26 protein-coding genes are annotated in these 26,121 nt (G+C 69.2%); 10 read left to right on the forward strand and 16 right to left on the reverse strand.

Annotation, left to right across the window (positions count from 1 at the left end; genetic code table 11):
* Positions 1 to 58 precede the first annotated feature (58 nt).
* Positions 59 to 1,087, forward strand: a complete 1,029-nt coding sequence (locus ACIRG5_RS15055) for a 2-oxoglutarate and iron-dependent oxygenase domain-containing protein (RefSeq protein WP_402904971.1) — start codon at positions 59 to 61, stop codon at positions 1,085 to 1,087.
* Here the strand turns inward: ACIRG5_RS15055 and ACIRG5_RS15060 are convergent.
* On the reverse strand, positions 1,062 to 2,057 hold the full coding sequence (locus ACIRG5_RS15060; RefSeq protein WP_402904973.1) for a hypothetical protein: 996 nt from the start codon (positions 2,055 to 2,057) through the stop codon (positions 1,062 to 1,064). The genes ACIRG5_RS15055 and ACIRG5_RS15060 overlap by 26 nt on opposite strands.
* A gap of 146 nt (positions 2,058 to 2,203) precedes the next feature.
* Here ACIRG5_RS15060 and ACIRG5_RS15065 point away from each other — a divergent pair, with 146 nt between their 5' ends.
* Positions 2,204 to 2,872, forward strand: a complete 669-nt coding sequence (locus ACIRG5_RS15065; protein ID WP_402904975.1) for a DNA alkylation repair protein — start codon at positions 2,204 to 2,206, stop codon at positions 2,870 to 2,872.
* Positions 2,873 to 3,115: 243 nt separating this feature from the next.
* Here ACIRG5_RS15065 and ACIRG5_RS15070 read toward each other — a convergent pair whose 3' ends face one another.
* The 3 genes from ACIRG5_RS15070 to pheS all read right to left on the reverse strand — a co-directional run bounded on the left by ACIRG5_RS15070 (position 3,116) and on the right by pheS (position 7,532).
* Positions 3,116 to 3,613 (reverse strand): hypothetical protein, encoded by a 498-nt coding sequence (locus ACIRG5_RS15070; RefSeq protein ID WP_402904977.1) that lies wholly within the window; start codon positions 3,611 to 3,613, stop codon positions 3,116 to 3,118.
* Positions 3,614 to 3,982: 369 nt separating this feature from the next.
* Positions 3,983 to 6,460, reverse strand: coding sequence for a phenylalanine--tRNA ligase subunit beta (gene pheT / locus ACIRG5_RS15075; RefSeq protein ID WP_402904979.1), 2,478 nt, complete (start codon positions 6,458 to 6,460; stop codon positions 3,983 to 3,985).
* Positions 6,461 to 6,464: 4 nt separating this feature from the next.
* Positions 6,465 to 7,532: a phenylalanine--tRNA ligase subunit alpha gene (gene pheS / locus ACIRG5_RS15080; protein WP_402904981.1), complete on the reverse strand. Its 1,068-nt coding sequence runs from the start codon at positions 7,530 to 7,532 to the stop codon at positions 6,465 to 6,467.
* Between the two features lie 145 nt (positions 7,533 to 7,677).
* Between pheS and ACIRG5_RS15085 the strand changes: the two genes are divergently transcribed.
* Together ACIRG5_RS15085 and ACIRG5_RS15090 are read left to right on the forward strand one after the other, a co-directional pair.
* Positions 7,678 to 9,435 carry an HSP90 family protein gene (locus tag ACIRG5_RS15085; protein ID WP_402904982.1) on the forward strand — a complete coding sequence of 586 codons (1,758 nt, stop codon included), beginning with the start codon at positions 7,678 to 7,680 and terminating at the stop codon, positions 9,433 to 9,435.
* Positions 9,436 to 9,437: 2 nt separating this feature from the next.
* Positions 9,438 to 12,140, forward strand: coding sequence for a hypothetical protein (locus ACIRG5_RS15090; protein ID WP_402904984.1), 2,703 nt, complete (start codon positions 9,438 to 9,440; stop codon positions 12,138 to 12,140).
* On the opposite strand, the gene ACIRG5_RS15095 is transcribed toward ACIRG5_RS15090, so the two are convergent.
* A complete protein-coding gene (locus ACIRG5_RS15095) occupies positions 12,137 to 13,024 on the reverse strand; it encodes a S41 family peptidase (protein ID WP_402904986.1) in 888 nt (295 codons plus the stop codon). The genes ACIRG5_RS15090 and ACIRG5_RS15095 overlap by 4 nt on opposite strands.
* A 57-nt stretch (positions 13,025 to 13,081) precedes the next feature.
* Here ACIRG5_RS15095 and ACIRG5_RS15100 point away from each other — a divergent pair, with 57 nt between their 5' ends.
* A complete protein-coding gene (locus ACIRG5_RS15100) occupies positions 13,082 to 14,242 on the forward strand; it encodes a cytochrome P450 (RefSeq protein ID WP_402904988.1) in 1,161 nt (386 codons plus the stop codon).
* Here the strand turns inward: ACIRG5_RS15100 and ACIRG5_RS15105 are convergent.
* From ACIRG5_RS15105 to infC, 4 genes are all read right to left on the reverse strand, one after another.
* A complete protein-coding gene (locus tag ACIRG5_RS15105) occupies positions 14,230 to 15,072 on the reverse strand; it encodes a TrmH family RNA methyltransferase (RefSeq protein ID WP_402906164.1) in 843 nt (280 codons plus the stop codon). The two genes, ACIRG5_RS15100 and ACIRG5_RS15105, sit on opposite strands and share 13 nt — an antisense overlap.
* Positions 15,069 to 15,458, reverse strand: coding sequence for a 50S ribosomal protein L20 (rplT, locus tag ACIRG5_RS15110; protein WP_319976984.1), 390 nt, complete (start codon positions 15,456 to 15,458; stop codon positions 15,069 to 15,071). Before rplT ends, ACIRG5_RS15105 begins: the two co-directional genes overlap by 4 nt.
* Positions 15,459 to 15,537: 79 nt before the next feature.
* Entirely contained in the window at positions 15,538 to 15,732 is a 195-nt protein-coding gene (gene rpmI, locus ACIRG5_RS15115; RefSeq protein WP_258948200.1) for a 50S ribosomal protein L35, read from the reverse strand.
* 49 nt (positions 15,733 to 15,781) lie between these two features.
* Positions 15,782 to 16,393, reverse strand: coding sequence for a translation initiation factor IF-3 (gene infC / locus ACIRG5_RS15120; RefSeq protein ID WP_093596532.1), 612 nt, complete (start codon positions 16,391 to 16,393; stop codon positions 15,782 to 15,784).
* A gap of 298 nt (positions 16,394 to 16,691) precedes the next feature.
* On the opposite strand from infC, the gene ACIRG5_RS15125 reads away from it, so the two are divergent.
* Positions 16,692 to 17,033, forward strand: coding sequence for a DUF1844 domain-containing protein (locus tag ACIRG5_RS15125; RefSeq protein WP_093596535.1), 342 nt, complete (start codon positions 16,692 to 16,694; stop codon positions 17,031 to 17,033).
* Here ACIRG5_RS15125 and ACIRG5_RS15130 read toward each other — a convergent pair.
* The 7 genes from ACIRG5_RS15130 to ACIRG5_RS15160 all read right to left on the reverse strand — a co-directional run bounded on the left by ACIRG5_RS15130 (position 17,014) and on the right by ACIRG5_RS15160 (position 21,314).
* On the reverse strand, positions 17,014 to 17,421 hold the full coding sequence (locus ACIRG5_RS15130; RefSeq protein ID WP_402904992.1) for a hypothetical protein: 408 nt from the start codon (positions 17,419 to 17,421) through the stop codon (positions 17,014 to 17,016). The two genes, ACIRG5_RS15125 and ACIRG5_RS15130, sit on opposite strands and share 20 nt — an antisense overlap.
* Positions 17,418 to 18,074 (reverse strand): hypothetical protein, encoded by a 657-nt coding sequence (locus ACIRG5_RS15135; RefSeq protein ID WP_402904994.1) that lies wholly within the window; start codon positions 18,072 to 18,074, stop codon positions 17,418 to 17,420. The genes ACIRG5_RS15130 and ACIRG5_RS15135 overlap by 4 nt, the downstream gene beginning before the upstream one ends.
* Entirely contained in the window at positions 18,071 to 18,661 is a 591-nt protein-coding gene (locus ACIRG5_RS15140) for a hypothetical protein (RefSeq protein WP_402904996.1), read from the reverse strand. Before ACIRG5_RS15140 ends, ACIRG5_RS15135 begins: the two co-directional genes overlap by 4 nt.
* A 68-nt stretch (positions 18,662 to 18,729) precedes the next feature.
* Positions 18,730 to 19,143 carry a hypothetical protein gene (locus ACIRG5_RS15145; protein ID WP_402904998.1) on the reverse strand — a complete coding sequence of 138 codons (414 nt, stop codon included), beginning with the start codon at positions 19,141 to 19,143 and terminating at the stop codon, positions 18,730 to 18,732.
* 66 nt (positions 19,144 to 19,209) lie between these two features.
* Positions 19,210 to 19,590, reverse strand: a complete 381-nt coding sequence (locus tag ACIRG5_RS15150; RefSeq protein ID WP_402905000.1) for a RidA family protein — start codon at positions 19,588 to 19,590, stop codon at positions 19,210 to 19,212.
* Positions 19,591 to 19,601: 11 nt separating this feature from the next.
* A complete protein-coding gene (locus ACIRG5_RS15155; RefSeq protein WP_402905002.1) occupies positions 19,602 to 20,348 on the reverse strand; it encodes an IclR family transcriptional regulator in 747 nt (248 codons plus the stop codon).
* A complete protein-coding gene (locus ACIRG5_RS15160; RefSeq protein ID WP_402905004.1) occupies positions 20,349 to 21,314 on the reverse strand; it encodes a sugar kinase in 966 nt (321 codons plus the stop codon).
* A 97-nt stretch (positions 21,315 to 21,411) separates the two neighbouring features.
* Between ACIRG5_RS15160 and ACIRG5_RS15165 the strand changes: the two genes are divergently transcribed.
* From ACIRG5_RS15165 to ACIRG5_RS15180, 4 genes are read left to right on the forward strand one after another with little or no spacing between them, the layout of a single operon-like run.
* Positions 21,412 to 22,692, forward strand: a complete 1,281-nt coding sequence (locus ACIRG5_RS15165; protein WP_402905006.1) for an amino acid deaminase — start codon at positions 21,412 to 21,414, stop codon at positions 22,690 to 22,692.
* 11 nt (positions 22,693 to 22,703) lie between these two features.
* The gene (locus ACIRG5_RS15170) at positions 22,704 to 24,302 is read left to right on the forward strand and encodes an amidohydrolase family protein (RefSeq protein ID WP_402905008.1); all 1,599 of its coding nucleotides are present in this window, start codon (positions 22,704 to 22,706) and stop codon (positions 24,300 to 24,302) included.
* On the forward strand, positions 24,299 to 25,702 hold the full coding sequence (locus tag ACIRG5_RS15175) for a GntP family permease (RefSeq protein WP_402905010.1): 1,404 nt from the start codon (positions 24,299 to 24,301) through the stop codon (positions 25,700 to 25,702). The genes ACIRG5_RS15170 and ACIRG5_RS15175 overlap by 4 nt, the downstream gene beginning before the upstream one ends.
* A 4-nt stretch (positions 25,703 to 25,706) precedes the next feature.
* Entirely contained in the window at positions 25,707 to 26,030 is a 324-nt protein-coding gene (locus ACIRG5_RS15180) for a hypothetical protein (protein ID WP_402905011.1), read from the forward strand.
* The last annotated feature ends 91 nt before the right edge of the window (positions 26,031 to 26,121 follow it).

A 26,121-nucleotide genomic window follows, 5' to 3' on the forward strand; every position in this document is an offset into this window, starting at 1 on the left:
CGATTCCACCCCCGAAAGAAATATGAACCTTGCGATGAATTGTGTCGTGCGTGAGTCCATGACAGGACTTCGCACCTTCCGTCTTCCCGAGACCGTCACCGGTTCGGACGACGACGCCGAGCTCGGCCGCCGGCTCATCGCGGCATGGCAAGCCGACGGGATCCTGCAGATCGCGACCGACGCGTCTCAGGACCGGACCACAGCGGCGGCAATGGCCGCCAGCAGACGGTTCTTCCACGGATTGACGCTCGAAGAAAAGTCACGGTTTGTGAGCGACCTGACCTATTCCGGTTACATCGCGTCCGGAGAGGAGGTCACCGACGGCATCGCGGACTATTCGGAGATCTTCACGATCTGCAAGGACGTTCCGCTCGACGACTCCCGCGTCGTGGGCAAATGGCCGTGCCACGGACCGGTTCCGTGGCCGGACGAGCGCTACCGCGACGCCATGCGGGAGTTCATGACGATGCTCGGCGGTGCCGGCGAACGCGTCCTTCAGCTCACCGCACTGGGCTTCGGGCTCGACATCGACACGTTCACCAGGCTCACCGTCGACGGCTGGCACCACATGCGGGTGCTGCGCTTCCCCACCAGGTCCGAGACCGACCGCGGCATCGGCGCGCACACCGACTACGGGATGCTCGTGCTGGCCGCGCAGGACGACGTCGGCGGCCTCTTCGTCCGCCCGCCGATCGAGGGCGAGGACCGGCCGCGCAACTGGCTCGCGGACGAGTCGGCGGCGGGCAGCTTCCAGGACGCCCACGGCTGGAACTTCGTCGCACCGGTCGAACGCGTCGTCACCGTGTTCCCCGGTGACGTCCTGCAGTTCCTCACCGGCGGCAAACTGCTGTCCACGCCGCACAAGGTCCTGCTCAACACCCGCGAGCGGTTCACGATGGCTTACTTCCACGAGCCGAACTTCGATGCCGTCATGCGCCCGCTGGACGACCCGGACGGCGACACCATCCACTACGGCACGCACTTCACCTCGATGTTCATGCGCTGCTACCCCGATCGCGTCACCACGCGCCGGATCATCGAGGAGGACCGGCTGAAGGTGCTCAGCGAACTCCGGAGTTGCTCCTGAACGGCAGCACCAGGTCGAGCAACCGGACCCTGGCGCGGTAATCGGCGACACGATCCGCGAACGGCCGCTGCACGATCCTGCGCACGGCGTCCGCGCTCAGGCGCTCGTAGGCGGGAACCGTGTCGTTGCTCAGGAAGTCCCAGCGCGCCACCCGGTCCGCGTAGTTGAACGCGGGCAGCGGACCGCCGAACAACGGCCGGTACCGCGCCGGGGTCTTCCCGCCCGGCACCGGCATCGGCCCGGCGACCGTGATCGCGTACGTGACCATCTCGCCGGGCGGTAACAGCCGGGACCGCATGCGGTCGAACTGGTCGGCGATCACCAGGTTCTGTTCGCGGGACGAGAACTCCAGAACCGCCTGTGCCGGATCCGCCCACGCCGCGGTGGTGTCCGGGTCGATGACGCCCGCGTCGCGCATCTCCTGCACGGCCTCGATTCCGCCGTGCAGATAGGCGGCGTGCATCGCGCCCAGGTCCATGAAGATGTGCTTCTGCATCGACATCAGCATCGACGAGAACCAGCGCAGTTCCGGGACCGTGCCGAGATCGAGCATGCCGGCGGCGAACGCGGGGGCGCCGATGTTCGCGAAACCCATCCACCGCAACGTGTCCGGGTGGGTCAGGTAGAGCTTCGCGTAGAAGTCGTAGACGGCGAAGATCACCGCGCGGTTGGAGTCGGCGGTGCGTTGAGGGTCCCACTCGGACAGGTTGACGCCCGCGTCCTCGGCGGCGCGGACGATCCAGTAGTGCCACAGCAACGCCTTGAACCGCGTGGGCGCGATGCCCCTGGCCCGGTATCCGGTCAGCGCCTGCTCCAGCGCGGCACGGTCGGACGGCAGATCGGGGTGCACTCCACCCCGCTGTTCGCCGTTTCCGTTCACCAGCGGCAGATCCAGGTAATCCACCGTGTCCGCTTTGGTAGCACCCATGCTGCCGAGCACGAGCGCCGCCACAACCATGAGCACGCGCATGAACGCGAACTGTATAGGGGCCAGGCACCCATTCTGTTCACAGAAGCCCCCGGTCAAGTGATGTTTTGCGGGTTCGTTAGCACTTTCGGTACCGATGGGGCCATAAATCTCAACAGGGCTACTCCTAATGCCTATAACGTTTGGGCGTGACACTTAAGGTTTCCTTGATCGACGCGGTTCGAGCGGGACTCGAGGAGCTCGCGGATCCGGTGAAGGCGCCCGAGATGCAGGCGTACATGAAGTCCGACATGCCGTTCCTCGGTGTCCAGAAACCGGGACGAGTGGCGCTGCTGAAGTCGCTGCCCCAGTTGCCCGGCCGGGACGAGTGGCTCGACGCGATCCAGACGTTGTGGCGTGAGGCCACTTATCGCGAGGAACGCTATGTCGCGCTCTCGCTGAGCGGGGATCGCCGGTTCCAGTCCGTCGACCTGATGCCGTGGTTCGACGAGATGATCGTGACCGGCGCGTGGTGGGACTACGTGGACGAGATCGCGTCGAAGCGCGTCGGGCCGTTGCTGCGCTCGACACCGGACATCGTGCGGCCGTTGATGCTGAAGTGGTCCGTCGACGCGGACAGGTGGCGGAGGCGGACTTCGGTGATCTGCCAGCTCGGCTTCAAGGGCGCGACCGACGTCGACCTGCTGACGGCGTGCGTCGACGCGAACGCGGACGACCCCGACTTCTTCCTGCGCAAGGGGATCGGCTGGGCGCTCCGCGAGTTCGCGAAGACCGAACCGGGCTGGGTGCGCGCGTTCGTCGAGGCGCGGCCGGGGCTGTCGCCGTTGTCACGGCGCGAGGCTCTGAAACACCTCTAGTAGAGCGTCGCGGCTTGGTTGCACTCCGTTGAGCCGGGCAGAGGACTGGGCGGCCTGGTCGCTCGTTAGCGAAAGCCCGGAGGGTCGCGCTCTCACGCACGTCACCGCCGAGTTGGCGGTAGAAAACTGCCGACGCAATCGTTTGCTGATCACGCCAGCTACCGCCAACCGTGCAGGTGACAGCCAAGAGAGATAGCTGCGACGCTCTACCAGGCGCCTGGCCCTCGGCGCGCGAACGGCTGGCTAGCCGTGTTTCGCGCGACCTGAGTAGGTGAGCGGGAAGACGAGCTCGGCGCACTCCGCCGGCACGTCCTGGGCGACCTCGACCTTCATCGTGACCTCGACCGCGCCACCAGCGGGGATGTCCACGACATCGGTGAGCGGGACGACGGTCAGCACACCGGCCGGGCAGCCTTCCACGCGCTGCTGGGTGGCGTCGAGCGGCTGACCGGGCACGGCCGACAGGCTCTCGACGATGATGCCGACGGGGTTCGGGTTGGACAGCCGCACCTTGCGCTCGCCCACGGCACCCGGCTTGAGCTCCACGGCCGCGCCGGAGATGTCGTTGATCTCGAACGGCTTGAGCTGCTGCATGCCCGACTCGCCGCTGCTCACGGAGTAGGCCATCGCGGGCGTCTCGGGGTCTGGCCAGGTGAGGTGCATGGCCGCCACGACCGCCGCGCCGAGCATGAGGATCGTCAAGGACACGGCGATCTCAAGGCGCGGACCCAGACTACGCATGGCGCAACTCTCCAGAGTTGTTGCTCCCAGGCGGTGGGTTCGCCTCTAGCTCCCCACCGGACCGGCGACCAGACTCGCCCGGTGGTTCATCGCTTCGCCCCTCGGCCCTGGCGGGCCGCGTCGCCAATCTTGGAGAACCTTCACGTACCGCGCAAGCGTCAGAAGGTTGCCAATTTCCCTTTGTAATGCAGGACCTTTGGCACCTTGACAGCTACGCAGGGCTACCACCTGCTGGTTTGATCCCAAATCCCGAAAAGTGGCATTCAGCCGAACGAGCGAACTTTCACCGGCAATTCATCGGTGTGTCCTGGTGACGTGGAAAGGCCCGGGATTCGTGCGGAACCCCGGGCCCTCGTCCATCGTGGCCGATCAGGCGCGCAGAGCCGCACCCAGACGTTCGCCGGCGGCGGTGACGGCGGCATCGCGGGCCGCGGTCGCCTCCTCGACGGTCAGCGTGCGGTCCGACGCCCGGAAGCGCAGCGAGTACGCGAGCGACTTCTTGCCCTCGCCCAGCTGCTCACCCGTGTACACGTCGAACAGGCGGATGTCCTCGAGCAGGTCGCCCGCGGACGCGCGGAGCACCTCGGACACCGACTGCACCGGCACAGAAGCGTCCACGACCAGCGCGACGTCCAGCAGCACCGGCGGGTACGGCGACACCATCGGGGCCGGACGGTGGTCGTCCAGCGGCAGCGCGTCCAGGTCGAGCTCGAACGCCACCGTGCGCTTGGGCAGGCCCAGCGCCTCGATCACCTTCGGGTGCAGCTCACCGGCGTGACCGACGGGCCAGTCGCCGACGCGCAACTCGGCGCAGCGGCCGGGGTGCCACGGCAGCAGGTCCGACGCCACGACGCGCAGGGTGACCCCGTACGCCTGGGCGGCGCGACGGGCGGCCTCGACGGCGTCCGACCACTCGGCGACGCGGCCCTTGCCCCACCACCCGGCCAGCTCGCGGTGGCCCGTGAGGACACCGGCGACGTGCAGCGGCTGGTGCGGCAGCGCGGCCAGCAGCGAGGCCACCTCGGCCTCGGTCGGCCTGCGGTCCACGCCGAGCGCGGGCACCGGCACCTGCTGTGCGCGCGGCAGCGTCACCTGGGCGATGTTGTAGAGCGAGACGTCCTTCGCACCACGGGCCAGGTTGCGCTGGAGGGTCTCCAGGAGGCCCGGCAGCAGTGTCGTCGCGAGGACGTTCTTGTCCGCCTCCAACGGGTTCAGCACGCCGACCGTGTTGCGCCGGATGTCGTCGGCGGCCAGACCGAACGCGTCGAACACCGACGGGTCGATGAACGGGAACGGCTTGACCTCGACGAAACCGTCCTCGGCCAGGGTGCGCCACACCGTGCGGCGACGGCGCTGCTGCTCGGTCAGGCCGCGGCCGGCGGGGGCGGGCGGCAGCACGGAGGGAATCGTGTCGTAGCCCTCCAGCCGCAGCACCTCCTCCACCAGGTCGGCGGGCTGCACGAGGTCGGAGCGCCACGTCGGCGGCACGGCCGTGACGATCGTCTGGCCGTCGTCCGAGGTGGTCACGGAGACCTGGCAGCCGATCTGGCCGAGACGACGGGCCGTGACGCCACGGGCGTAGCGGACACCGGCGATGCGGTCCGGCAGGTCGATCGGCATCGACACCGGCTCGGGCAGCGCGGGCGCGCCCACGTCGGTGCGGCCGGGCTTGATCTGGCCCTCGGCGTAGTGGTTGAGCAGCTTCGCGGCCCGCTCCAGCGCCACCGGTGCCAGCGCGGGGTCGACGGTGCGCTCGAAGCGCTTCGCGGCCTCGGACGGCAGCTTGTGCCGGCGGACCGTGCGCGCGATGGACGCCGGGTCCCAGTTCGCGGCCTCGAGCAGGATGTCCGAGGAGCTGTCGCCCACCTCGGTGGACGCGCCGCCCATGACGCCGGCGAGCGAGATCACGCCCGAGTCGTCGGCGATCACGATGTCGTCGACGTCCAGCGCGCGGACCTGGTCGTCCAGCGTCGTGAGCTTCTCCCCCGCCAGCGCGCGACGGACCGTCAGCGCGCCGGACAGCGAAGCGGCGTCGAACGCGTGCAGAGGCTGGCCCAGTTCGAGCATCACGTAGTTCGTGACGTCGACCGGCAGCGAGATGGACCGCATGCCCGCGAGCATCAGGCGGCGGCGCATCCACCACGGCGTGGGCGCGGTCGGGTCGACACCGGTGACCCGGCGCGCCACGAACCGCGAGCAGCCGGGACGGTCCTCGATGTGGACCGGCCACGCCTCGCCCTCGGGCTCGGGGACCTCGATCAGGCCGGGGTCGCCGAACGGCACGTCGAGCGCGCAGGCGATCTCGCGGGCCAGGCCGCGGACCGAGAACGCGTAGCCGCGGTCCGGGGTCGGAGCCAGTTCGATGACCGTGTCGTTCAGGCCGAGCAGCTCCAGCGCGTCGTCGCCGGGCTGTGCGGTGCCGGTGGGCAGCACGAGGATGCCGGAGTGGTCGTCGCCGATGCCGAGCTCGTCGGAGGCGCAGATCATGCCCTGGGACACGCGGCCGTACGTCTTGCGCTCGGCGATCGAGAAGCCACCCGGCAGCACGGCGCCGGGCAGCGCGACGACGACCGAGTCGCCCTCGACGAAGTTCGTGGCGCCGCAGATGATGTTGTTGACCTGCTCGGGGCCGACCTCGACCTGGCAGTAGCGGATCGGCTTCTTGAACTCGGTGAGCTCCTCGATGGCGACGACGCGACCGGCGACGATCGGGCCGGTCACGGGACCGAGCGGGCTCACCTCCTCGACCTCGATGCCGATGCGGGTGAACGCCTCGGCGAGCTCGTCGGGCGTGGGGACTTCGTCGAAACCGAGGTGTTCGACCAGCCAGCTGACCGGGACTCGCACCGGATCAGGCCTCCGTTCCGAATGGCTGGGTGAAGCGGACATCGCCTTCGACCATGTCGCGCATGTCGGGCAGGCCGTTGCGGAACTGCAGCGTGCGTTCCAGGCCCATGCCGAACGCGAAGCCCGAGTAGACGTCCGGGTCGACGCCGGTGGCGCGCAGGACGTTGGGGTTGACCATGCCGCAGCCGCCCCACTCGACCCAGCCCGCGCCGCCCTTCTTCTCCGGGAACCACACGTCGACCTCGGCCGACGGCTCGGTGAAGGGGAAGAAGCTCGGGCGCAGACGGGTCTTCGAGTCCTCGCCGAACATGGCGCGCGCGAACGCGTCGAGCGTGCCCTTGAGGTGGCCCATCGTCAGGCCCTTGTCGACCGCGAGGCCTTCGACCTGGTGGAACACCGGGGTGTGCGTCGCGTCGAGCTCGTCGGTGCGGAACGTGCGGCCGGGGCACACGACGTACACCGGGAGCTCGCGGTCGAGCAGCGTGCGGGCCTGCACGGGAGAGGTGTGCGTGCGCAGGACCAGCTGCGAGTCACCCGGCGCGATGTAGAACGTGTCCTGCATCGAGCGGGCCGGGTGGTCCTTGCCGAAGTTCAGCGCGTCGAAGTTGAACCACTCGGTCTCGAGCTCGGGGCCCTCGGCGATCTCGTAGCCCATGGCCACGAAGACGTCACCGATGCGCTCGGCGAGCGTGGTGATAGGGTGGCGCGCGCCACGCGGGAAGCGGTCCCAGGGCAGCGTGACGTCGACGGACTCCTCGCGCAGCACCCGCTCGTCGCGCTCGACCTGGAGCACGGCGAAGCGCTCGTCGAACGCGGTTTTGATCGCGGACTGCGCCTCGTTCACCCTCTTGCCGGCCTCGGCCTTGGCCTTGGGGGGCAGGGCGCCGATCTCGCGGCGGGCCAGCAGCACGGGCGACCGGTCACCGAGGTGGCCGGGCTTGACCGCGGCCAGTGCCTCGAGGTCGGCAGCACCGGCGAACGCCTCGCGCGCCTTCTGCACGGCCGCGTCGAGGTTCTCGGCCGACAGCGCCGCGACCTGCTTCGGGTCGTACGGGTCGTTGGCTCCGGACATGGTTTGTGGACAGCTCCCAGTTTTGACCCACAGCGGACAACAGGTAATCAACAGGCCGATCCTAGTGGGTGCGCTGTTGACCGCTCCGGGACGTTCCGTTAAAGAGCGGCATCGCCCTCACGTCGTCCCTAGGATGGGCGGCATCATGTCGCACACCTTCCGCGTCGACCTGCGCGGCATCATCGACCTGCTCAGCCACCACCTGTACAGCAGCCCGCGCGTCTACGTGCGCGAACTGCTGCAGAACGCCGTCGACGCGATCACGGCACGGCGCGAGCTCGACCCGTCCTGCCCCGCCGACGTCACGATCACCTGCGGTTCCACGCTGACGATCACCGACACCGGCGTGGGGCTCACCGAGGCCGAGGTCCACGAGCTGTTGTCCACGCTCGGCCGCACCTCGAAGCGGGACGACCTGGGGTTCGCCCGCGAGGGGTTCCTCGGCCAGTTCGGCGTCGGCATGCTGTCGTGCTTCCTCGTCGCCTCGTCCGTGACGGTCGTCACGCGGTCCTCCCGCGGCGGTCCGGCCGTGCGGTGGGAGGCGGACTCGTCGGGCAACTACACCGTGTCCGAAGTGGACACCGCGGACGGTGTGCCGGTCGGTACGACGGTGAAGCTGACTGCCTCACGTGGCAACGAGCACTGGCTCGAAGCCGACGTCGTGCGGCCGTTGGTGAGCGACTACGGCGATCTGCTGCCGGCCACCGTGACGCTGGACGGTGCCCAGGTCACCCGCGGCGAACGGCCGTGGGACGACGAGGACGCCGATCTCTCCGCGTACTGCGAGCAGGTTCTGGGGTTCACGCCGTTCGAGGCGATCCCGATCGAGGTCGAGGCGGCGGGACTGACCGGCGTCGCGTTCGTGCTGCCGTCCGGGGTCCATCCCGGGACGCGCCAGACGCACCGGGTGTATCTGAAGCGGATGCTGGTCGGCGACAACGTCGAGGGCCTGCTGCCCGACTGGGCGTACTTCGTGCGGTGCGTGGTCGACGCGTCCGCGATCCGGCCGACGGCGTCGCGCGAGTCGCTCTACCAGGACGAGATGCTGCTGGCGGTGCGCGAGGAGCTGGGCGAGCAGATCCGCGACTGGCTGATCAGGCTGGACGCGATCGAACCGCGCCGGGCCGGTGAGCTGCTGGCCGCGCACCACCTGGGCATCAAGTCGCTGGCGCGCTCGGACGACGAGATGCTGCGGCTGGTCGAGCGCTGGCTGCCGTTCGAGACCACCGAGGGCGCGATCCCGTTGCGGCAGTTCAAGCGCAAGCACGGCGCGATCCTCTACATCCCGGACGTCGACGAGTTCCACCAGCTGGCGCCGGTCGCGGCCGCGCAGGGCCTGGGGCTCGTGAACGCCGGCTACGCCTACGACATGGAGCTGCTGAACCGGCTCAGCGCGCTGGACGGCCCGGCCGTCGCGCGCCGGGTGGCTCCGTCGGAACTGCTGGCGGCGCTGGCCGATCCGGAACCGGAGATCGAGACGGCGCTGCGACTGCGGCTGGCGGAGGGCGCGGCGGCGCTGGATCGGCACGACTGCGACGCGGTGATCCGCGACTTCGACCCGGTCTCGTTGCCGGCGTTGCTGATCAGCAACGCCGAGCAGCAGCGCAAGCTCGACACCGAGCAGACCGCGGAGGAGGTGACGGACCCGTTGTGGGCGGAGCTGCTCGGGCAGCTGACCGCCGGCTCCAGTTCGTCACGTCCCGAGCAGCTGGTGCTCAACTGCCGCAACCCGCTGGTGCAACGGCTCGCGCGGTTGAACGACCCGTCGCTGGTGGAGCTGACGCTCGAATCTCTTTACGTGCACGCCGTTCTGCAGGCTCGGCGAGCGATGCGACCGAAGGACACGGCGGCGCTGAACCGCTCGTTCCTGGAACTGCTGGACCGCGCCGTTGGGGGTAAGTGAACATGGCCGACTTCACCGCTGAAGACGCGGAGAGGGCGTTCCTGGAGGCGTACAACATGCCCACGGGCATGCCGAAGCACGAGGCGCTGGAACGGGCCGCGCGCATGTCCGACGCGCTCGGGCACCTGCCGCTCGGGGTGTCGTGCCGGACCGCGCTGATCGACTCGGCCTACTACCTCTCGCGCTACGACCTGATGCTCGCGCCGTTCGCGTGGGTGCGGGCCGCGGAGGAGAAGGATCCCGAGGCGTTCAACGAGTACGAGGTCCACTCGCTGAACTGGGCGCACAAGTGGATCGCGACGGGCCTGCGCCGGGACCCGAAGTTCTCGCTGGAGCAGCTGCAGGCCGTGATCGGGCAGCTCGCGGACCGCTACTCCAAGCTCGGTTTCTCGGTGCAGCCGGTGCACGGCGCCCGTGCCGAGTACGCGTACCACATCGGTGACATGGTCGGCCTCGCCGAGCAGCTGGGGCGTTATCTCGCCACGGAACGCGGGCCGATGGCGGACTGCGAGGCCTGCGTGATCGAGGAGCAGGTCTGGATGCTGGCACGGCTGGGCCGTCACCAGGAGGCCGCCGCGCACGGCTGGGAAGGCCTGTCGGGCAACACCGGCTGTGCCACGCAGCCGCAGGGCATCCTGTCCGCGCTGCTGTGGCCGTTGCTGGAGACCGGCGAGGTCGAGAAGGCCGCGCACGCGCACACCACGGCGTACCGGTTGATCAAGGACGACGAGATCACCTCGTACGTGCACGAACACATCCGGTTCTGCGCGTTGACGGGCAACCTGTCGCGCGGCGAGGAGATCCTGCGCAGGTCGCTGCACAAGGTGACGGGCGTGCAGCTGCCGGCCGACGAGATGTCGTTCGCGGAGTGCGCTTCCGTTCTGCTGCGGCGTCTTCCGGCCGACACGGTGTTCGAGGTCCCCGCGGTCGGCACCCGGACGGCCGCCGAGCTGCTCGACCGGCTGTCGAAGCGCGCGATCCAGCTCGCGAAGCAGTTCGACGAGCGCAACGGCACGCCGGCGTGGCTCGACCGGGTCACGCAGGCGTTGGAGCAGAAGGACTACCCGGTGGTCGAGCTCGCGGTGCCGGCCGCACCGGTGGCCGCTCCGGCCGAGGAGTCCGTCGTGTTCGGCGACCCCGTGGAGATCGCCGAGTCGATGGTGCTGCTGTACGAGCAGGGCGACTTCGTGAAGGCGCGGCGGATGCTCGACTCGCTGCCCGCGGACATGGACTCGTTGCTGCCGCCCGATCTCGCGGCGCACGCGGGCATCCGGCGGATGACGACCGGGCTGGTGCCGTTCGACCCGGCGGCGTTCGACGAGATGCTGACGGCGCTGCCCGCGGACCTCGCGCTGCGGTACCAGGCGCGGCTCGCGATGGGCCTGGAAGGCGGGCTGGAGCTCGCGCAACGGTGCCTGGCCGAGGCGACGACGGACTACACGCGGACGGTCGCGGCGCTGTCGCTGGCCGAGCTGCACGACGACGCGCACGCGCACGAGCGGGCCGACGAGATGATCGCGCTGGCGTCCTCTTTGGACGTTCCGGAGCTGCGCGGGCGAGTCGTGATCGAGTCCGCGGAGCACAAGGCACGGCAGCAGGACGTCGAAGGCGCCTATGCGGACGTGCTGGCGGCCATGGCGGGCGAGCTGCCGTTGAACGCGCGGTTCGAGGGCTACCGGCTGCAGCTGCGGCTGGAGACCGTGCTGCGCAAGGTCACGGAGGCGGTGGCGACGGCGCGTGCGTTCGTGTCCGCGTTCCCGCTGCCGGAATCGGCGGAGGCGCGCTGGTACCAGGTCGCGGCGATCCAGGAGCTGGACCAGGAAGGTGCCTGCCTGGGCGATCTCCGCGAGGCCGTGGCGATCTCGCGCGTGCACCTCTCCCCCGGCCACACCGCGCACTTCTGCTTCGCGCTGAGCGGCGGGTACGTGCAGACGGACCGGTTCGTCGAGGCCGCCGAGGTTCTCGAGGAGTCGTTGCGGCTGTTGCAGGACGGCCAGGAGGACCTGCGGCTGCAGGTGGTGTTCCGGCTCGGGCAGGTGTGCCGCAAGCTGGGCGAGCTCCCGGCGGCCGAGCGCTACCTGCGGGAGGCCGCGGATCTGCTGCCGCCCGAGGAGACGGGACGGCGGGCGTTCCTGCTCGACGCGCTCGCCTCGGTGCAGGGCCGGCTGGACAAGCACGACGAGGCGACGGCGTCCTGGCGCGCCGGTGCCGCGCTGTGGCAGCAGGAGGGCAACCTCTCGGAGGCGATCGGCTCGCTGGTCGAGCTGGCGTCGAACCTGCCCGACGAGGAGATCACCGAGACGCGTGCGGCCGTGGACGAGGCCGAGGCGCTGCTGCCGTTGCTGGACGACCCGACCGAGGTCACCCGCAGGCAGGCGGAGATCGCCGCGATCCGCGCGTGGGTGCACGGCCAGGCCGGTGAGTTCGCGCTGGCGATGAAGCAGTACCGCGACGCCGAGGCGCTCGTGGTGTCGCTGGGCGACGAGGGCTGGCGAGTGTTCGTCGTGCTGAAGGCGGCGCACGTGCTCCTCAACGCCGACGACGCCGAGGGCGCGGAGGCCGAGGCGCGCCGAGCGGCATCGCTGCTGCCCGACGACAACCAGGTCTCCACCGTGCTCTCGGTGCTGTCGGAGGCGTTGCGGCGTCAGAACAAGCCGTCCGGTACCGATCCGCTCGTGCGCGAGTTGACGGCTCGGTTGGACTAGCTGTTGTTCGAGGTCGCCTTCTCGTAGGCGACCTCGAACGCCTCTTCCGCCGGCACGCTGATGTGCGGGACGACGCCGACGCCCTCCCAGTTGGTGCCGGAGACCGGGTTGATGGCGCGGCCGTTGGGGATGGACGACTTGAGGTGCGGGCCGACCCGATAGCGGTCGCCGGGGTGGGCGCCGCCCTTGGTGGTCTCGCCGATGAGGGTGGCGCGCTCGGTCTGCTGGAGGTCGTAGCTCAGTTCCTCGCCGCCGGAGAACGTGCGGGCGCTGGTGAGGACGTAGACCGGCTTCGTGCCGCCGAACTTCGGACCGGGCACGTGCGGGAGCGTCCGGAACTGGTAGGTCGCGTCTTCCGGGCGGTTGTAGATGTCGTTGAGGTGCACGGGTTCGTCGAACAGGTAGCTGCAGATCAGCTGGACGGTGTGCGGGTCGCCGCCGCGGTTCTCGCGCAGGTCGATGATCAACGCGTCGGTGTGCGCGATGAGGTTCATCGCCGCGACGTAGGCCGGGGTGGCGATCTCGGCGTCGTGCAGCAGGCGGATCTCGAGCAGGCCGACGTTGCCTTCGAGCCGCTCGACCTTGTGGATGCCGAACGCGTCCTGCTCGGCTTCCTTCTTGTAGGCCACCGGGTCCCAGGCCGACTCCTGGCCGGTCTCGGGAACCTCCTCGGCGCTGTGGAGCAGGCGGAGATGCTTGTCGCCGTTGACGCTCTGCAGATCCGCGGTCACCTTGGCCGCGAACTCCTCGTCATCGTCCACATCGGAGTAAGCGCCCTCGTCCAGATGAGCGCGCAGGACCTTCGCGATCTCGTTGGCGGTGTCCGGAAAGACGTAGTAGGAGGCGAGCTGGGAGCACAGGATCTCGATCTCTGATTCGCGCACTGAGACACGATACGAGACGCTCGCCGAACCGCCAGCGAATTTCGGGCGTGGTAAGGGGTGTGCACCCTGACTGGCAGTTCGACCACATCGATCCGCTGCTCGTCCAACCCGTTGAACGAGGTGCTCGCGAACCTGCGCACGCAGTGCCCGGTGACGCACTCCTCGAAGCACGGCGGGTTCACCGCAGCTCTCACCTACGACCTGATCAAGCAGATCCTGGGCGACCACGGCTCGTACAGCTCAGCACATGGCATCGCCATCCCGCGGCTCACGATGACCGGCAAGCCCCCGATCGACTACGACCTTCCGCTGCACACCACGTACCGCAGGATCCTGCAGCGGCATTTCACCCGCACCTCCGTGGCGAAGTACGACGACACGTTGCGCACGCTGGTCCGGCAACGGATCGAGGACATGCTCGCGCGCGGCGAGGGCGACCTCGTGACGGACCTCGCGCACTACCTGCCGCCGGCCGCCATCGCCTTGATCCTCGGCATGCCACCCGACGACGGCCTGAAGTTCGTGCGCTGGCTGGAGGTCATGTTCGTCGCGGCCCGCACCGGCGATCGCGAGTCCGGCGATCGGGCGTATCGGGAGTTCCAGGAGTACATCGCCGGTCAGCTGGAGCAGCAGCGGGCGGCCGGCGCGGACACGGTGGCGCTCGCCATCGCGGACGGGACCGTGGACGGGCGGCCGCTGACGCCCGACGAGCAGATCAACATGTTCACCATCCTGATCATCGCCGGGCACGAGACGACCGTGCACGGCCTGAGCTCGATGCTCTACTTCCTCGCGACCGTGGACGGGTTGCGAGAACGCCTTCTCGGCGAGCCCGCGCTGCTGTCGCGGATGATCGACGAGTGCCTGCGGATCGAGGCACCGGTGGTGGGGATCGCGCGGACGGCGCTGCGGGACACGGAGGTGGTGTCCGGCGGCGAGAAGGTCCTGCTCGTGCTGAACGCGGCCAACCACGACCCGGCGGTGTTCTCCGAGCCCGCCGAGTTCCGCTGCGAACGCGACCGGAACCCGCACCTGGCGTTCGGGTACGGCGTGCATCGGTGCGTGGGCGAGCACCTCGCGCTGCTGGAGATGCGGGTCGTCGCCGAGGAGGTGCTCAGCCTGCTGCCGGACTACCGGTTCGCGGCCGACTTCCGTCCACAGTGGATCGGCGGGAGGATGACCAGGGGCATCGAGTCACTCCCCGTTCAGCTGCGCTGATCCCTGGCGGAGGCGTAGAGGCAGACAGCGGCCGCCGTCGCGAGGTTCAGGCTCTCGGCGGCGCCGTACAGCGGCACCTTCAGCGACGTGTCCAGCTTCGCGACCACGTCGTCGGGCAGGCCGTGGGCCTCGCTGCCGAACACCCACGCGGTCGGCCGGCCGAGTTCGCCCTGCGCGGAGGCCTCGACCAGGTCCTGTTCCGCGTAGCCGTCGGCGGCCACGAGCCTCAGGCCGGCCTGGCGGCACGCGGCGAAGACCTCGTCCGCGTCGCGGGACCGGGCGATCGGCAGGTGGAAGAGCGAGCCGGTGGAGGCGCGCACGCACTTGCCGTTGTGCGGGTCGACCGTGTCGCCCGCGAAGATCACCGCGTCCGCTCCGGCCGCGTCCGCCACGCGCGTGACGGTGCCCGCGTTGCCGGGATCGGAGACGCCGTAGAGCACGGCGACAAGGCGCGGAGTTCCCCGCAGCACCTGGTCGAGAGGCTGCGGGACGGCGTCGCAGACCGCGACGATGCCCTGGGGCGTCACGGTTTCCGACAACGAGTCGGCGGCCTTGTCGGTCACCTCGCTGATCCGGATGCCCTGCTCCGAGGCGGTCTGGAGCAGTTCGGCGTTGCGCTGCGCGGCCGTCGCCGTGACGAAGAGTTCGTGCACCTCGCCGTTGCGCCAGGCGAGTGCCTCGCGCACGGCCTGGGCGCCCTCGACGAGGAAACGACCTGTCTTGTCGCGGCCCTGGCGGCGGGTCAGGTGGCGAGCAGCAACGACCCGAGGCGTCCGTTCGGTGAACGGATCTGCCTCGGGTCGGTGGTGCGCGCGAGCGTTGTCGCTCAGGCCTGGCTCCCGGCCGGAGCGTTCACGTCGGCCGGGAGCGCCTTGCGGGCGATCTCGACGAGCGCCGTGAAGGCGGTGGCGTCGTGGACGGCGAGGTCCGCGAGGATCTTGCGGTCGACCTCGACACCGCCCAGGCGCAGGCCCTGGATGAGGCGGTTGTAGGTCATGCCGTTCGCACGGGAAGCAGCGTTGATGCGCTGGATCCACAGCTTGCGGAAGTCGCCCTTGCGCGCACGGCGGTCGCGGTACGCGTAGTTGAGCGAGTGGAGCACCTGCTCCTTGGCCTTGCGGTACAGCCTCGAGCGCTGGCCGCGGTAACCGCTGGCCAGTTCGAGAACGGTACGACGCTTCTTCTGGGCGTTTACAGCCCGCTTGACGCGTGCCACGGGTACATCCTGTCGATCTCATGGGGAAACCGGCGTCGGGGGCCGGTTTCCCGAATTAGCTAGGGGGTGTCGAAGCGGGTCAGAGACCGAGCAGCTTCTTGATGCGCGGGGCGTCGTGATCGGACACGACCGCGGTGCCGCTCATGCGACGCGTCACCTTGCTGGACTTCTTCTCCAGGATGTGGCGCTTGCCGGCCTTCTCCCGCAGGATCTTGCCGCTGCCCGTGACCTTGAAGCGCTTCGAGGTCCCGCTGTGCGTCTTGTTCTTCGGCATTTCCGTCCTCGTCTCGTGCTACCCACCGGGTCGGGGGCGGGCGTGCGTCCTACGCCTCTTCCGAGGCGGTGTCATCCGCCTCGGGTGCGTCGTCGTCCTGCTTGACCACGCGCGGCTTGATGTTCTTGTGCGGCGCCAACACCATGATCATGTTGCGGCCGTCCTGCTTCGGGTTCGACTCGACGAAGCCCAACTCCGCGACGTCCTCCGCCAGCTTCTGCAAAAGCCTGTAGCCGAGCTCGGGGCGCGACTGCTCGCGACCGCGGAACATGATGGTCACCTTGACCTTGTTCCCGTGCGAGAGGAAGCGGGCCACGTGGCCCTTCTTCGTCAGGTAGTCGTGCGGGTCGATCTTCGGGCGGAGCTTCTGCTCCTTGATGACCGTCAGCTGCTGGTTCCGACGAGATTCGCGAGCCTTCTGCGCCGTCTCGTACTTGAACTTGCCGTAGTCCATGAGCTTGCAGACCGGCGGGCGAGCCTGAGCGGCGACCTCGACGAGGTCGAGATCCGCTTCCTGCGCGAGTCGGAGCGCGTCCTCGATGCGAACGATCCCGACCTGCTCACCATTCGGCCCGACCAGACGAACTTCCGGCACCCGAATGCGGTCGTTGATGCGCGGCTCGGTGCTGACGGGTGCACCGCGGTTCGAGGGACTTGTCATTCACGTCCTTTGAGACTCGGTTGCGCCAAAAACAAGAGCCCCGTCACCGTCTCCCGGTGAAGGGGCCCGCTTCCGACCGATCTCACCCCAGAACTTCGAGCACCCGTGTGCCAGTAGCCTGGAGGACCGGACCCGGCCACCTCAAGAAGCGGTGAACGCGGGTGGGAGCGGGGCTCCACTTGCCGCTCTCGCACTAACGAGAGCTGGTCGCGTCCGAAATACTAGCAGACGCTCTTGTCAACCCCCCAATCGCGGCCCTGTGACGTCGCCCCCGCACGGGGGCTTGCTTGAATGGGGTGTGACCGATCCGCTTGAAGACAGCATCCGTGACCTGGGCGATGTCCCCAGCATCGAGGTGATCAGCCGGGCCGCGGTGATGCTGCTGTCCGCCTCCGCGGAGCGCCTGGGCCTCGCCGACCCGGACCCCGACAACTCCCCGCGCCGCGACCTCGACGAGGCCCGCCGCCTGATCACCGGCCTCGCCGGCCTGATCACGGCCACCTCCGAGTACCTCGGCCCGCACGCCGCCCCGCTCAAGGACGGCCTGCAGTCGGTGCAGCGCGCGTTCCGCGAGGCCTCGGCCGTGCCGGACGAACCGGGCCAGGGTCCCGGCGAGAAGTTCACGGGTCCCGTGTACTGACCGGCGGAGCCAGGTTCAGCAGGCCGGCTACGAGCGTCATCTCCACGTAGGTGCCCTCGTAGCCGGACTCTCTCATCGCCCGCGCCGCCTCCTGGGCCTCCCCGACGGAGAACCCGAGCGCGTCGCGGAACGCCTTCAGCAGCGCTCCACCTCCGACGGCCTCGTCGGTGAGCGTCAGGCACCAGGCCCCGTGCCGGGCCAGGATCTCGTCGCGGATCCACGCGGGCGCGCCCCGCCCCCGGTCGCACGAGGCGACCTGGCACCCGGTGCACTGCCAGTCCTCCTCCCACCGGAGCTCGCCGTCCTGGACGAGTTGCACCGCCCAACCCGTGCGCGGCGCACCGCAGTTCTCGCACGGCCCTTCGAGCTCGGCCGCCTGGCTGATCACTCGGCGCGCACCACGATCGGCTCCCACGGCTCCGCCCTGACCTGGAACACCGCGCTGGCCCGTTGCCCGGTGGCGGCCCGGAAGGTGATGGCGGAGCCGTTGTGGAGCGGCCCCACCTCGAGGTGCTCGACCGGCGGCTCGTCGTCGTACTGGGAGAGCCCGAGCACCCGGCTGCCCGGCACGACGGACACCGTGAGCTGCTCGATGACGGCGGGCCCGCCGAAGTAGCTGAGCCGGAACTCGTCGGGCGCGCCGGGCGTGATGGCGAACGTCGGCATGCCGCTGCGGCTGCCGCGGGCGGCGATGACCTCGACGAGTCCGTTGACCTGTGCGGTCATCTGCTGGGCGATGACCTGCGCCTCGTCGGCCAGCATCCGCGACGCCGTAGCCGCTTCCGCCGCCTTCCCGACGGCCTCCTCGGCCTTCGCCGCGGCCTTCTTCGCCTCCTCCGCCACGTTCTTGGCCTGGAAAGCGCTCGCCGTGGCCTGCTCGACGGCCTTGCGCGCGGCCTGCGCCTCCTCCTGGGCCCTGGTGGCTGCCTCGTGGGACTTCTTCGCGGCGTCCTGGGCGTGCTTCGCTTCGCGGGCCTGCCACAACGACACGGCCACCGCGCACATCGCCACCACGGCGGCGATCACCGCCAGCGCGATCATGCCCGCACCCCCACCGAGGCGAGCTGACGTCGTGCCAGCTCGTCGATGACGTCCGTGTCCCCGGTCCGCCAGGCCACCGCGGGATCACCGTCGAACTTGCCGAGCTCCCGCGGCGACAACGATGTGAGCGCTCTCAGGGCCAGCAGGTCCGGCATCCCCCGCAGGCTCGCGGTGTTGGCGGCCTTGCGGGCGTACCGAAGCCTGATGGGCAGCCACGTGATGAGCAGGAACAGCACCGGCACGACGACCAGTGCCGTCGCGAGCCAGAACGCGGAGTCCTGGACCACGCCGATCTGCGCGTTGCCCGCGTTGGTGAGCGTCTCGCCGGCCTTGCTGCCGTTGCCCAGCGCCCCCGCCAGGTCCTCGCCCACGAAGGGCACACCCCTGGCCTTGCTGGCGGCGTTGGTGAAGGCGTCCCGGATGCTGCCGCCCGCGCTGACCAGTCCATCTCCCGGCGCCCTCAGTTCGAGCACCCAGTCGTGAACGGTGGTCGCCACCCAGATCCAGAGCCCGACCCAGCCGACGGCGAGGAGGTCGGCGATCAGTTGACGCGTGAACCTGACCGGTCTGTCCGCGTACCACTTCATAAGCGGATGCTGCCACAACGCACTGCGGGGCCTTAACCGCCTGTGAGCGGCAGGACCCCGCAGTGCGGCTACAACTTCACGTCCGCGGTGTACAACACGGCCGCCACGAACGCCTCGGGCGGCTGGTACTCGTGCTCGGTCACGTAGTGGATCACCAATGTGGGGGCGGAGTACCGCACACCGTCGGCGCCCACCGCGTGGATCTCGGCCGAGCCCACCGCGGCGCCACCCGACGATCGGTGCGGGTTCGGCACGTCTTCGAACGCCCCCTTGCAGAAGACGCACCAATGCAATCCGCGCGTCTGGTTCTGGACGTCCTCGTTGAGTTCGAGCAGCGCGTCGACGAACTCGGGTGCCAGCGGACCACGCGGGAAGTCGTGGCCGGCGTCGAGCCAGCCGACGTTGAGCATCTTCTCGTCGGACTTGAAGTACTCGTACGGCGAGAGATCCGGGTAGTAGGTCATCTTCGCGTCAGCTTCCACTCCCGGTCCCGGAGAACGAGTCAGGCACCCTCCGGCCGGAGGGTGCCTGACCGGTAGCACAGTGGATCAGTCGAGGACAGCCAGCGCGTCGATCTCCACCAGCAGTCCGGCGGGCAGCCCGACGTAGACGGTGGTGCGGGCGGGCGCCGGATCCGTCACGAACTCGCCGTAGACCTCGTTCAGCTCCGCGAAGTGCGCGGTGTCGGTCAGGTAGACGCGGATCATCACCACGTCGTCGATGGACGCGCCACCGGCGGCGAGCACGGCGTGCAGGTTCGCGAACGTCTGGCGCGTCTGCTCGGCGACCGTGGTGCCGACGATCTCGCCCGACTTCGGGTCGAACGCGACCTGGCCGGCCACCTGCAGGATGTTGCCCTTGCGCACACCCTGCGAGAAACGGGCCACCGGCTGCGGAGCGTCAGCGGTCTTGATCTCAACCTTGGACAACGGAATTCCCCTTATCTGGAAACAAAACCGCATTCGGCCGATGCGGCTTCGGCGGTGGCGAGCAGGTCTGGCAGGTGGGCCAGCAGGCCGTCGAAGTCGAGCAGCACCTTCGGCACGGACATCGACACGGCCGCGAGCACCTCACCGCGCGCACCCCTGATCGGGGCGGCGATGCAGTGGATGAAGTCCTCGTGCTCGGAGTTGTCGACGGCGTACCCGTTGGCGCGCACGCGTTCCAGCTCGGCCAGGTACGCGGCCGGGCCGATGATGGTGTTCGCCGTCAGGCGCGGGAACTCCATGCCCGCCAGCACCTTCTGCAACGCCGGAGCGGGCAGGTCGGCCAGCAGGATCTTCGCCACGGCCGTGCAGTGCAACGGCGCGCGGCGGCCGATGCGCGAGTACATCCGCATCTGGTGCCGGGACTCGTACTTGTCGATGTAGATCACCTCACCGTCCTCGTAGGACGCGAGGTGGACGGTGTGCCCGAGGCGGGAGTTCAGGTCGCGCAACGCGGCCTCGGAGGCGCGGCGGACGTCGCGTTCCTCCAGAGCCAGGTTCGCGAGGTCGAAGAGTGCGGTGCCGAGGCGGTAGTGGTGCACGCCGTCGCGCTGCACGAACCGGTGCGACTCCAGCGTGCGCAGCAACCGCAGCGTCGTCGACTTGTGCACGCCGATCACGCCGGACAGCTCGTCCAGCGTCTTCGGACCGGACGCGAGCTGGTTCACCAGCGTGAGCGCGCGGTCGAGGCTCTGGCTCATCTACACCTCCAGGCGGGCGGACGCCCACGTCTGCGAATCGGCGTGCAGCAGCGGATCTGTCACGTCGTCCGGCAAAGGATCGCCGACGTCCTCGGCGGTGAGCAAAGCGGACGCCGCCTGCAGGTGCCCGGCACGCAGCCGGACCGACGGACTCTCCCCCGCCAGGGTGGCCGCGAGGAAGCCCGCCGCGAACGCGTCGCCCGCGCCGACCGGCTCCACGACCTCGACCTTCAGCGCCGGTTCGAAGTACGACGAGCCGCCTTCCAGCAGCGTCGCGCCGTCGGCACCCTGCTTGACCACCAGCGACCTCGGGCCGGGCAGCAACTGCCGCAACCGCGCGGGATCACCGGTGCCCCAGACCAGTTCCGCCTCGTCGGAGCCGGCCAGCACGACGTCCGCCATGTCCGCGAGCTCCCGCAGCACGCGCGGGTCGCGGTCGGTCCACAACGCCGGACGCCAGTTCAGGTCGAACGAGATGCGGAACCCTTGCCGCGGCCGCCGCAGCAGTTCGCGCATCAGCTCGAGGCACGAGTCGGACAGGGCGGGCGTGATCCCGCTGAGGTGCACCAGCTTCACCTCGCCGAGGCCGAGCCGGTCGATCATCTCCAGCCCCATGCCCGACGCCGCCGAACCGCGCCGGTAGTAGCGCACCGGGCTGCCGTGCGGCGAGGCCTCCTTGACGTAGAGGCCGGTCGGGCGGGACGGGTCGATCCGCACGCCGGACACGTCGACGCCGAAGCCCTTCACCGTGTCGAGCACCGCGAGCCCGAACGAGTCGTCGCCGACCGCGCTGACCCACAAGGACCGCACGCCGAGGCGGGTCAGGTGCATGGCGACGTTGGACTCGGCGCCACCGACGGCCCGGTGCCAGGTGCGCACCAGATGCACAGGACCGGGTTCAGCCGGAACCATCATCACCATGGTCTCGCCGAGACACACGACACCGCCGACGTGTTCGAACCGCATGCGTGCTCCAGAGGTGTTCGTTGACGGCGGCGAGTACGAATGCTACACAACTCAGCATCACATCGCGCAATGGGAGTTGCAAAATATGCAACATCTGATGGAGATGGACCTTTCGGCCGTCGCGGACATCAGGTCGGAACAGGTCAGCTGGCGCTTCAAGGGCCTGCCGTCGAGCACGTTCGGTTCGACGATCGGTGAGGTGGCCGACCGGCGGCTCGACCTGTTCGCCGACGAGTTCGTCGGACCGCTCGTCGTGCTGGACGCGGACGCGTTGACGCACAACCTGACGACGATGTCCAAGTGGTGTGACAACCACGGCGTGAAGCTGGCGCCGCACGGCAAGACGACGATGGCGCCGCAGCTGTTCCAGCGGCAGATCGAGCACGGCGTCTGGGGCATCACCGCGGCCAACGCGTCGCAGCTGCGGGTCTACCGGGCGTTCGGGGTGAGCCGGATCCTGCTGGCGAACCAGCTGCTCGACCCGGCGGCGTTGCGCTGGCTGGTCGGCGAGCTCGACGGCGACCCGGACTTCGAGTTCAGCTGCTGGGCCGACTCCGAGGCCGGCGTCGCGCTGATGAGCGAGACCCTGCAGGAGCTCCAGCCGGGACGGCCCGTCGACGTGATCGTCGAGCTCGGCGCTCCCGGAGGACGAACGGGCGCGCGGGACCTGGAGACGGCACTGGCCGTCGCGCGGGCGGTGGACCAGAGCCCGGTGCTGCGACTGGTCGGCGCGGGTGGCTACGAGGGCGCGCTGGCGCACGACGCCTCCGAGTCGTCGCAGTCCGTTGTGGACGGCTATCTCGACGACCTGCGCACGCTGGTGCTGCGGCTGGCCGACGCCGGGCTGTTCGACGAGCTGGACTCGGTCATCGTCACCGCCGGCGGCAGCGCGTACTTCGACCAGGTGGCGGCGACGCTGGCCAAGCCGTGGCCGGTGCCGGTGACCCCGGTGCTGCGCAGCGGCGCGTACATCACGCACGACGACGGCTTCTACCGCGGGATCTCGCCGTTCTCCCGCATCGAGGGCGTCGAGCCGTTCAAGAGCGCCCTGCGCGCGTGGGCCCAGGTGACGTCACGGCCGCAGCGCGACCTGGCGTTGCTGACGATCGGCAAGCGCGACGCGTCGTTCGACGAGGGCCTGCCGGAGCCCCAGCTCGTGCGGCGCGGTGACGGCGCGATCGCCCCGCTGACGCAGGCCCGCGTCACCGCCCTCAACGACCAGCACGCGTTCCTGTCGCTGGGGCCGGAGTCCACGGTCCGCGTCGGCGACTGGATCGGGCTCGGTCTCTCGCATCCCTGCACGGTGTTCGACAAGTGGCAGCTCATCCCGGTCGTGCAGGGCACGACCGTGGTCGACCTGATCCGTACCTACTTCTGAGGAGTGCCGGGATGGACGACGTCGTTCTGCGCGGACCGTTGATCGCCGACGGCACGGGCGCGCCCGCCTACCGGGCGGACGTGGGGATCAAGGACGGCGTCATCTCGTCCATCGGTCGCCAAAATGATGGTCACAGCATCTCGGCCACACGATCAATTGATGCAGACGGGCTGGTGCTCGCGCCGGGGTTCATCGACATGCACTCGCACTCGGACCTGCGGATCCTCGCCGAACCCGACCACCTGGCGAAGGTCTCGCAGGGCGTCACGACCGAGGTGCTCGGCCAGGACGGGCTGTCGTACGCGCCGGTGAACGACGAGGTGCTCGCGACGTTGCGCGGTCAGCTCGCCGGGTGGAACGACGACCCGCCGGGCTTCGACTGGAACTGGCGCTCGGTCGGCCAGTACCTCGACCGGCTCGACCAGGGCATCGCGGTCAACGCCGCCTACCTGGTGCCGCAGGGGACGCTGCGGATGCTGGCCGTGGGCTGGGAGGACAGGCCCGCGACCGACGCCGAGATGCTCGTCATGAAGAACAAGCTGGCGGAGTCGTTGGTGGAGGGCGCTTTCGGCATGTCGTCCGGGCTCACCTACACGCCCGGCATGTACGCGGACACCTCCGAACTCGTGCAGCTGTGCGAGGTCGTCGGGAACTACGGCGGCTTCTACAGCCCGCACCACCGCAGCTACGGCGCGGGTGCGTTGGAGGCGTACGCCGAGATGGTGGACGTCTCGAAGCGTTCCGGCTGCCCGTTGCACCTCGCGCACGCCACGATGAACTTCCCGGTGAACAAGGGCAAGGCGCCCGAACTGCTGGCGCTGCTGGACGACGCGATCGCCGGCGGCGCCGACATCTCACTGGACACCTACCCGTACCTGCCGGGCGCGACGTACCTGAGCGCGCTCCTCCCGTCGTGGGCGACGGAAGGCGGGCCGGACAGCGCGCTGGCAAGGTTGTCCGATGTGGACACCCGGGAGCGCATCCGCGAGGAGATCGAGGAGACCGGCTCGGACGGCTGCCACGGCGTGCCGGTCGACTGGGACTCCATCGAGATCAACGGCGTCCGCGACGAGCGCAACGCGCACCTGGTCGGCGCCAGTGTGTACAGCTCGGCGCTGCGGCTCGGACGCGCTCCCGCCGACCTGTACTTCGACGTGTTGGTCGACGAACGGATGGGTACCTCGTGCCTCATGCACGTGGGCCACGAGGAGAACGTGCAGGCGATCATGAAGCATCCGGCGCACACCGGCGGCAGCGACGGGCTGCTCGTAGGTGACCGGCCGCACCCACGCGCGTGGGGCACGTTCCCCCGCTATTTCGCGCGCTATGTCCGCGAACTGGGCGTGCTGAGTCTGGAGGAGTGCGTCGAGCACCTCACCGGCCGGGCCGCCAAGCGTTTGCGGCTCACCGACCGGGGTCTGGTCCGCGAGGGCTACGCGGCCGACCTCGTGCTGTTCGACGCATCGAGGATCGCCGACACGGCGACGTTCGACCAGCCTCGGCAGCAGGCCGCCGGCATCCCGTACGTGTTCTGCAACGGGGTGACGGTGATCGACGAAGGAACCGCCACCGGCTCATTGCCAGGCCATTCACTCAGGAGCCGCCCGTGATCAACTGGTTGCAACACTCGACACCGGGTCTGCTGACCCTCGCGGTAGTCAGCATCGCGGTGCTGCTGCTACTGATCATCAAGTTCAAGGTCGAGCCGTTCATCGCGCTGATCGTCGTCGCACTGCTGGTCGCCCTCCTGGCCGGCGTGCCGGTGGAGACGCTGGTCGGGTCGGCGCAGAAGGCCTCGGACTCGTTGCTGGAGAAGGGCTTCGGCTCCATCCTCGGGCACATCGCCGCGATCATCGGTCTCGGCACGCTGCTCGGCGCGATCCTCGAGGCGTCCGGCGGCGCGCAGGTCCTGATGGACAAGCTGATGAACGCGTTCGGCGAGAAGAAGGCGCCGGTCGCGATCGGTCTCGCGGGCCTGATCTTCGGTGTGCCGGTCTTCTTCGACATCGGTATCTTCGTGCTCGCACCGCTGGTCTACGTGGCGGCCAAGCGCAGCGGCAAGTCGATCGTGCTGTTCGCCATGCCGTTGCTGGCCGGCCTTTCGGTCATGCACGCGTTCATGCCGCCCCACCCCGGACCGGTGGCGGCGGCCGGTCTGCTGAAGGTGTCGCTCGGCTGGATCATCATCATGGGTCTCGCGGTGGCGATCCCGTCGTGGTTCGTCGGCGGTGTCCTGTACTCGTACTGGATCGGCAAGCGCCTCAACGTGCCGGTGCCGGAGGAGATGCTGGCCGCGGCCGAGCTGGCGCGAGCGGAGAACGGCGACGACGATCGTGACCCGCCGTCGCTCGGACTGGTGCTCTCGATCATCGGCCTGCCACTGGTGCTGATCCTCGCCGGCACGTTCGGCTCGATCCTGCTGACCAAGGGATCGCGCCTGTACTCGGTGGCGACGTTCTTCGGCACGCCCGCGGTGGCGTTGACGATCTCGGTGCTGCTCGCGTTCTGGCTGCTGGGTTTCCGGCGCGGCATGACGCGGGAGAAGGTCGCGGAGCTGTCCGCCGCGTCCCTGAAGCCGGTCGCGATGATCCTGCTCGTGGTCGGCGCCGGTGGTTTCTTCGGCGCCGTGCTGGCCGCGACGGGCATCGGCAAGACGCTGGCGAACGAGCTGTCGGGCATCGGCCTGCCGGTGATCGCGCTGGCGTACGTGATCAGCTGCGTCATCCGCATCGCACAGGGTTCGGCGACGGTCGCGATCGTGACGACCGCGGGCATCGTCGCGCCGGTGGTGGCGGACCTGAACTACTCGCAGCCGCAGCTCGCCCTGGTCGTCATGGCCATCGCGTCCGGTTCGATCATCGCCTCGCACGTCAACGACGGCGGGTTCTGGATCGTGTCGCGGTACTTCGGCCTGTCGGTCAAGGAGACGCTGCAGTCGTGGACGGTCCTCGAGACCGTCCTGTCGGTGACCGGTTTCGTGGTCGCGGGGTTGCTCAGTCTGGTTGTCTGATCGGGTGCTCCGGAACCTGATCTGCCTGTTCGTGGTCGCGGCGGTGGCGGGGTGCTCCTCGCCACCGCCGTCCGCGTCTCCACCCTCTTCGGCCGCGCCGGACCCGGCAGCGGTGCAGGCGTGGGTCGACCAGGTCTGCGCGGCCGACAAGCCGATCCGCTTCGTGAGCGCCGTGGTCTCGACGGCGCCGAAGTTCACCCCAGGACAGCGACCGACGGAAGCGGACCGTCCGGCCGTGATCGCCTCCCTGACCAAGCTGCGTGACGTCTGCGGGACTACCTCGACAACGCGCAGAAGTTCCCCGCCGAGAGCATCGACGCACCGCTGAGACTGGCGAGCCTCGACGCCGTGACTTGGGAGCCGGAGGGTCCGACTCTGAGCGATCTCCAGGCTGCGAAGTGCACGAGCTAAACGGACAC

It is taken from the genome of Lentzea sp. NPDC102401 (assembly GCF_044765805.1).
In the GTDB taxonomy this organism is placed as follows: Bacteria; Actinomycetota; Actinomycetes; order Mycobacteriales; family Pseudonocardiaceae; genus Lentzea; species Lentzea sokolovensis.

Bases quoted from the DNA above. Each gene is read 5' to 3' on its own strand.
- ACIRG5_RS15055 (WP_402904971.1), top strand. From the start codon at position 59: ATGACAGGACTTCGCACCTTCCGTCTTCCCGAGACCGTCACCGGTTCG.
- ACIRG5_RS15165 (WP_402905006.1), top strand. From the start codon at position 21,412: ATGGAGATGGACCTTTCGGCCGTCGCGGACATCAGGTCGGAACAGGTC.
- ACIRG5_RS15155 (WP_402905002.1), bottom strand. From the start codon at position 20,348: ATGAGCCAGAGCCTCGACCGCGCGCTCACGCTGGTGAACCAGCTCGCG.
- rpmI (WP_258948200.1), bottom strand. From the start codon at position 15,732: ATGCCGAAGAACAAGACGCACAGCGGGACCTCGAAGCGCTTCAAGGTC.
- ACIRG5_RS15090 (WP_402904984.1), top strand. From the start codon at position 9,438: ATGGCCGACTTCACCGCTGAAGACGCGGAGAGGGCGTTCCTGGAGGCG.
- pheS (WP_402904981.1), bottom strand. From the start codon at position 7,532: ATGTCCGGAGCCAACGACCCGTACGACCCGAAGCAGGTCGCGGCGCTG.
- ACIRG5_RS15070 (WP_402904977.1), bottom strand. From the start codon at position 3,613: ATGCGTAGTCTGGGTCCGCGCCTTGAGATCGCCGTGTCCTTGACGATC.
- ACIRG5_RS15135 (WP_402904994.1), bottom strand. From the start codon at position 18,074: ATGATCGCGCTGGCGGTGATCGCCGCCGTGGTGGCGATGTGCGCGGTG.
- ACIRG5_RS15060 (WP_402904973.1), bottom strand. From the start codon at position 2,057: ATGCGCGTGCTCATGGTTGTGGCGGCGCTCGTGCTCGGCAGCATGGGT.
- infC (WP_093596532.1), bottom strand. From the start codon at position 16,393: ATGACAAGTCCCTCGAACCGCGGTGCACCCGTCAGCACCGAGCCGCGC.
- ACIRG5_RS15140 (WP_402904996.1), bottom strand. From the start codon at position 18,661: ATGAAGTGGTACGCGGACAGACCGGTCAGGTTCACGCGTCAACTGATC.
- ACIRG5_RS15170 (WP_402905008.1), top strand. From the start codon at position 22,704: ATGGACGACGTCGTTCTGCGCGGACCGTTGATCGCCGACGGCACGGGC.
- ACIRG5_RS15085 (WP_402904982.1), top strand. From the start codon at position 7,678: ATGTCGCACACCTTCCGCGTCGACCTGCGCGGCATCATCGACCTGCTC.
- ACIRG5_RS15160 (WP_402905004.1), bottom strand. From the start codon at position 21,314: ATGCGGTTCGAACACGTCGGCGGTGTCGTGTGTCTCGGCGAGACCATG.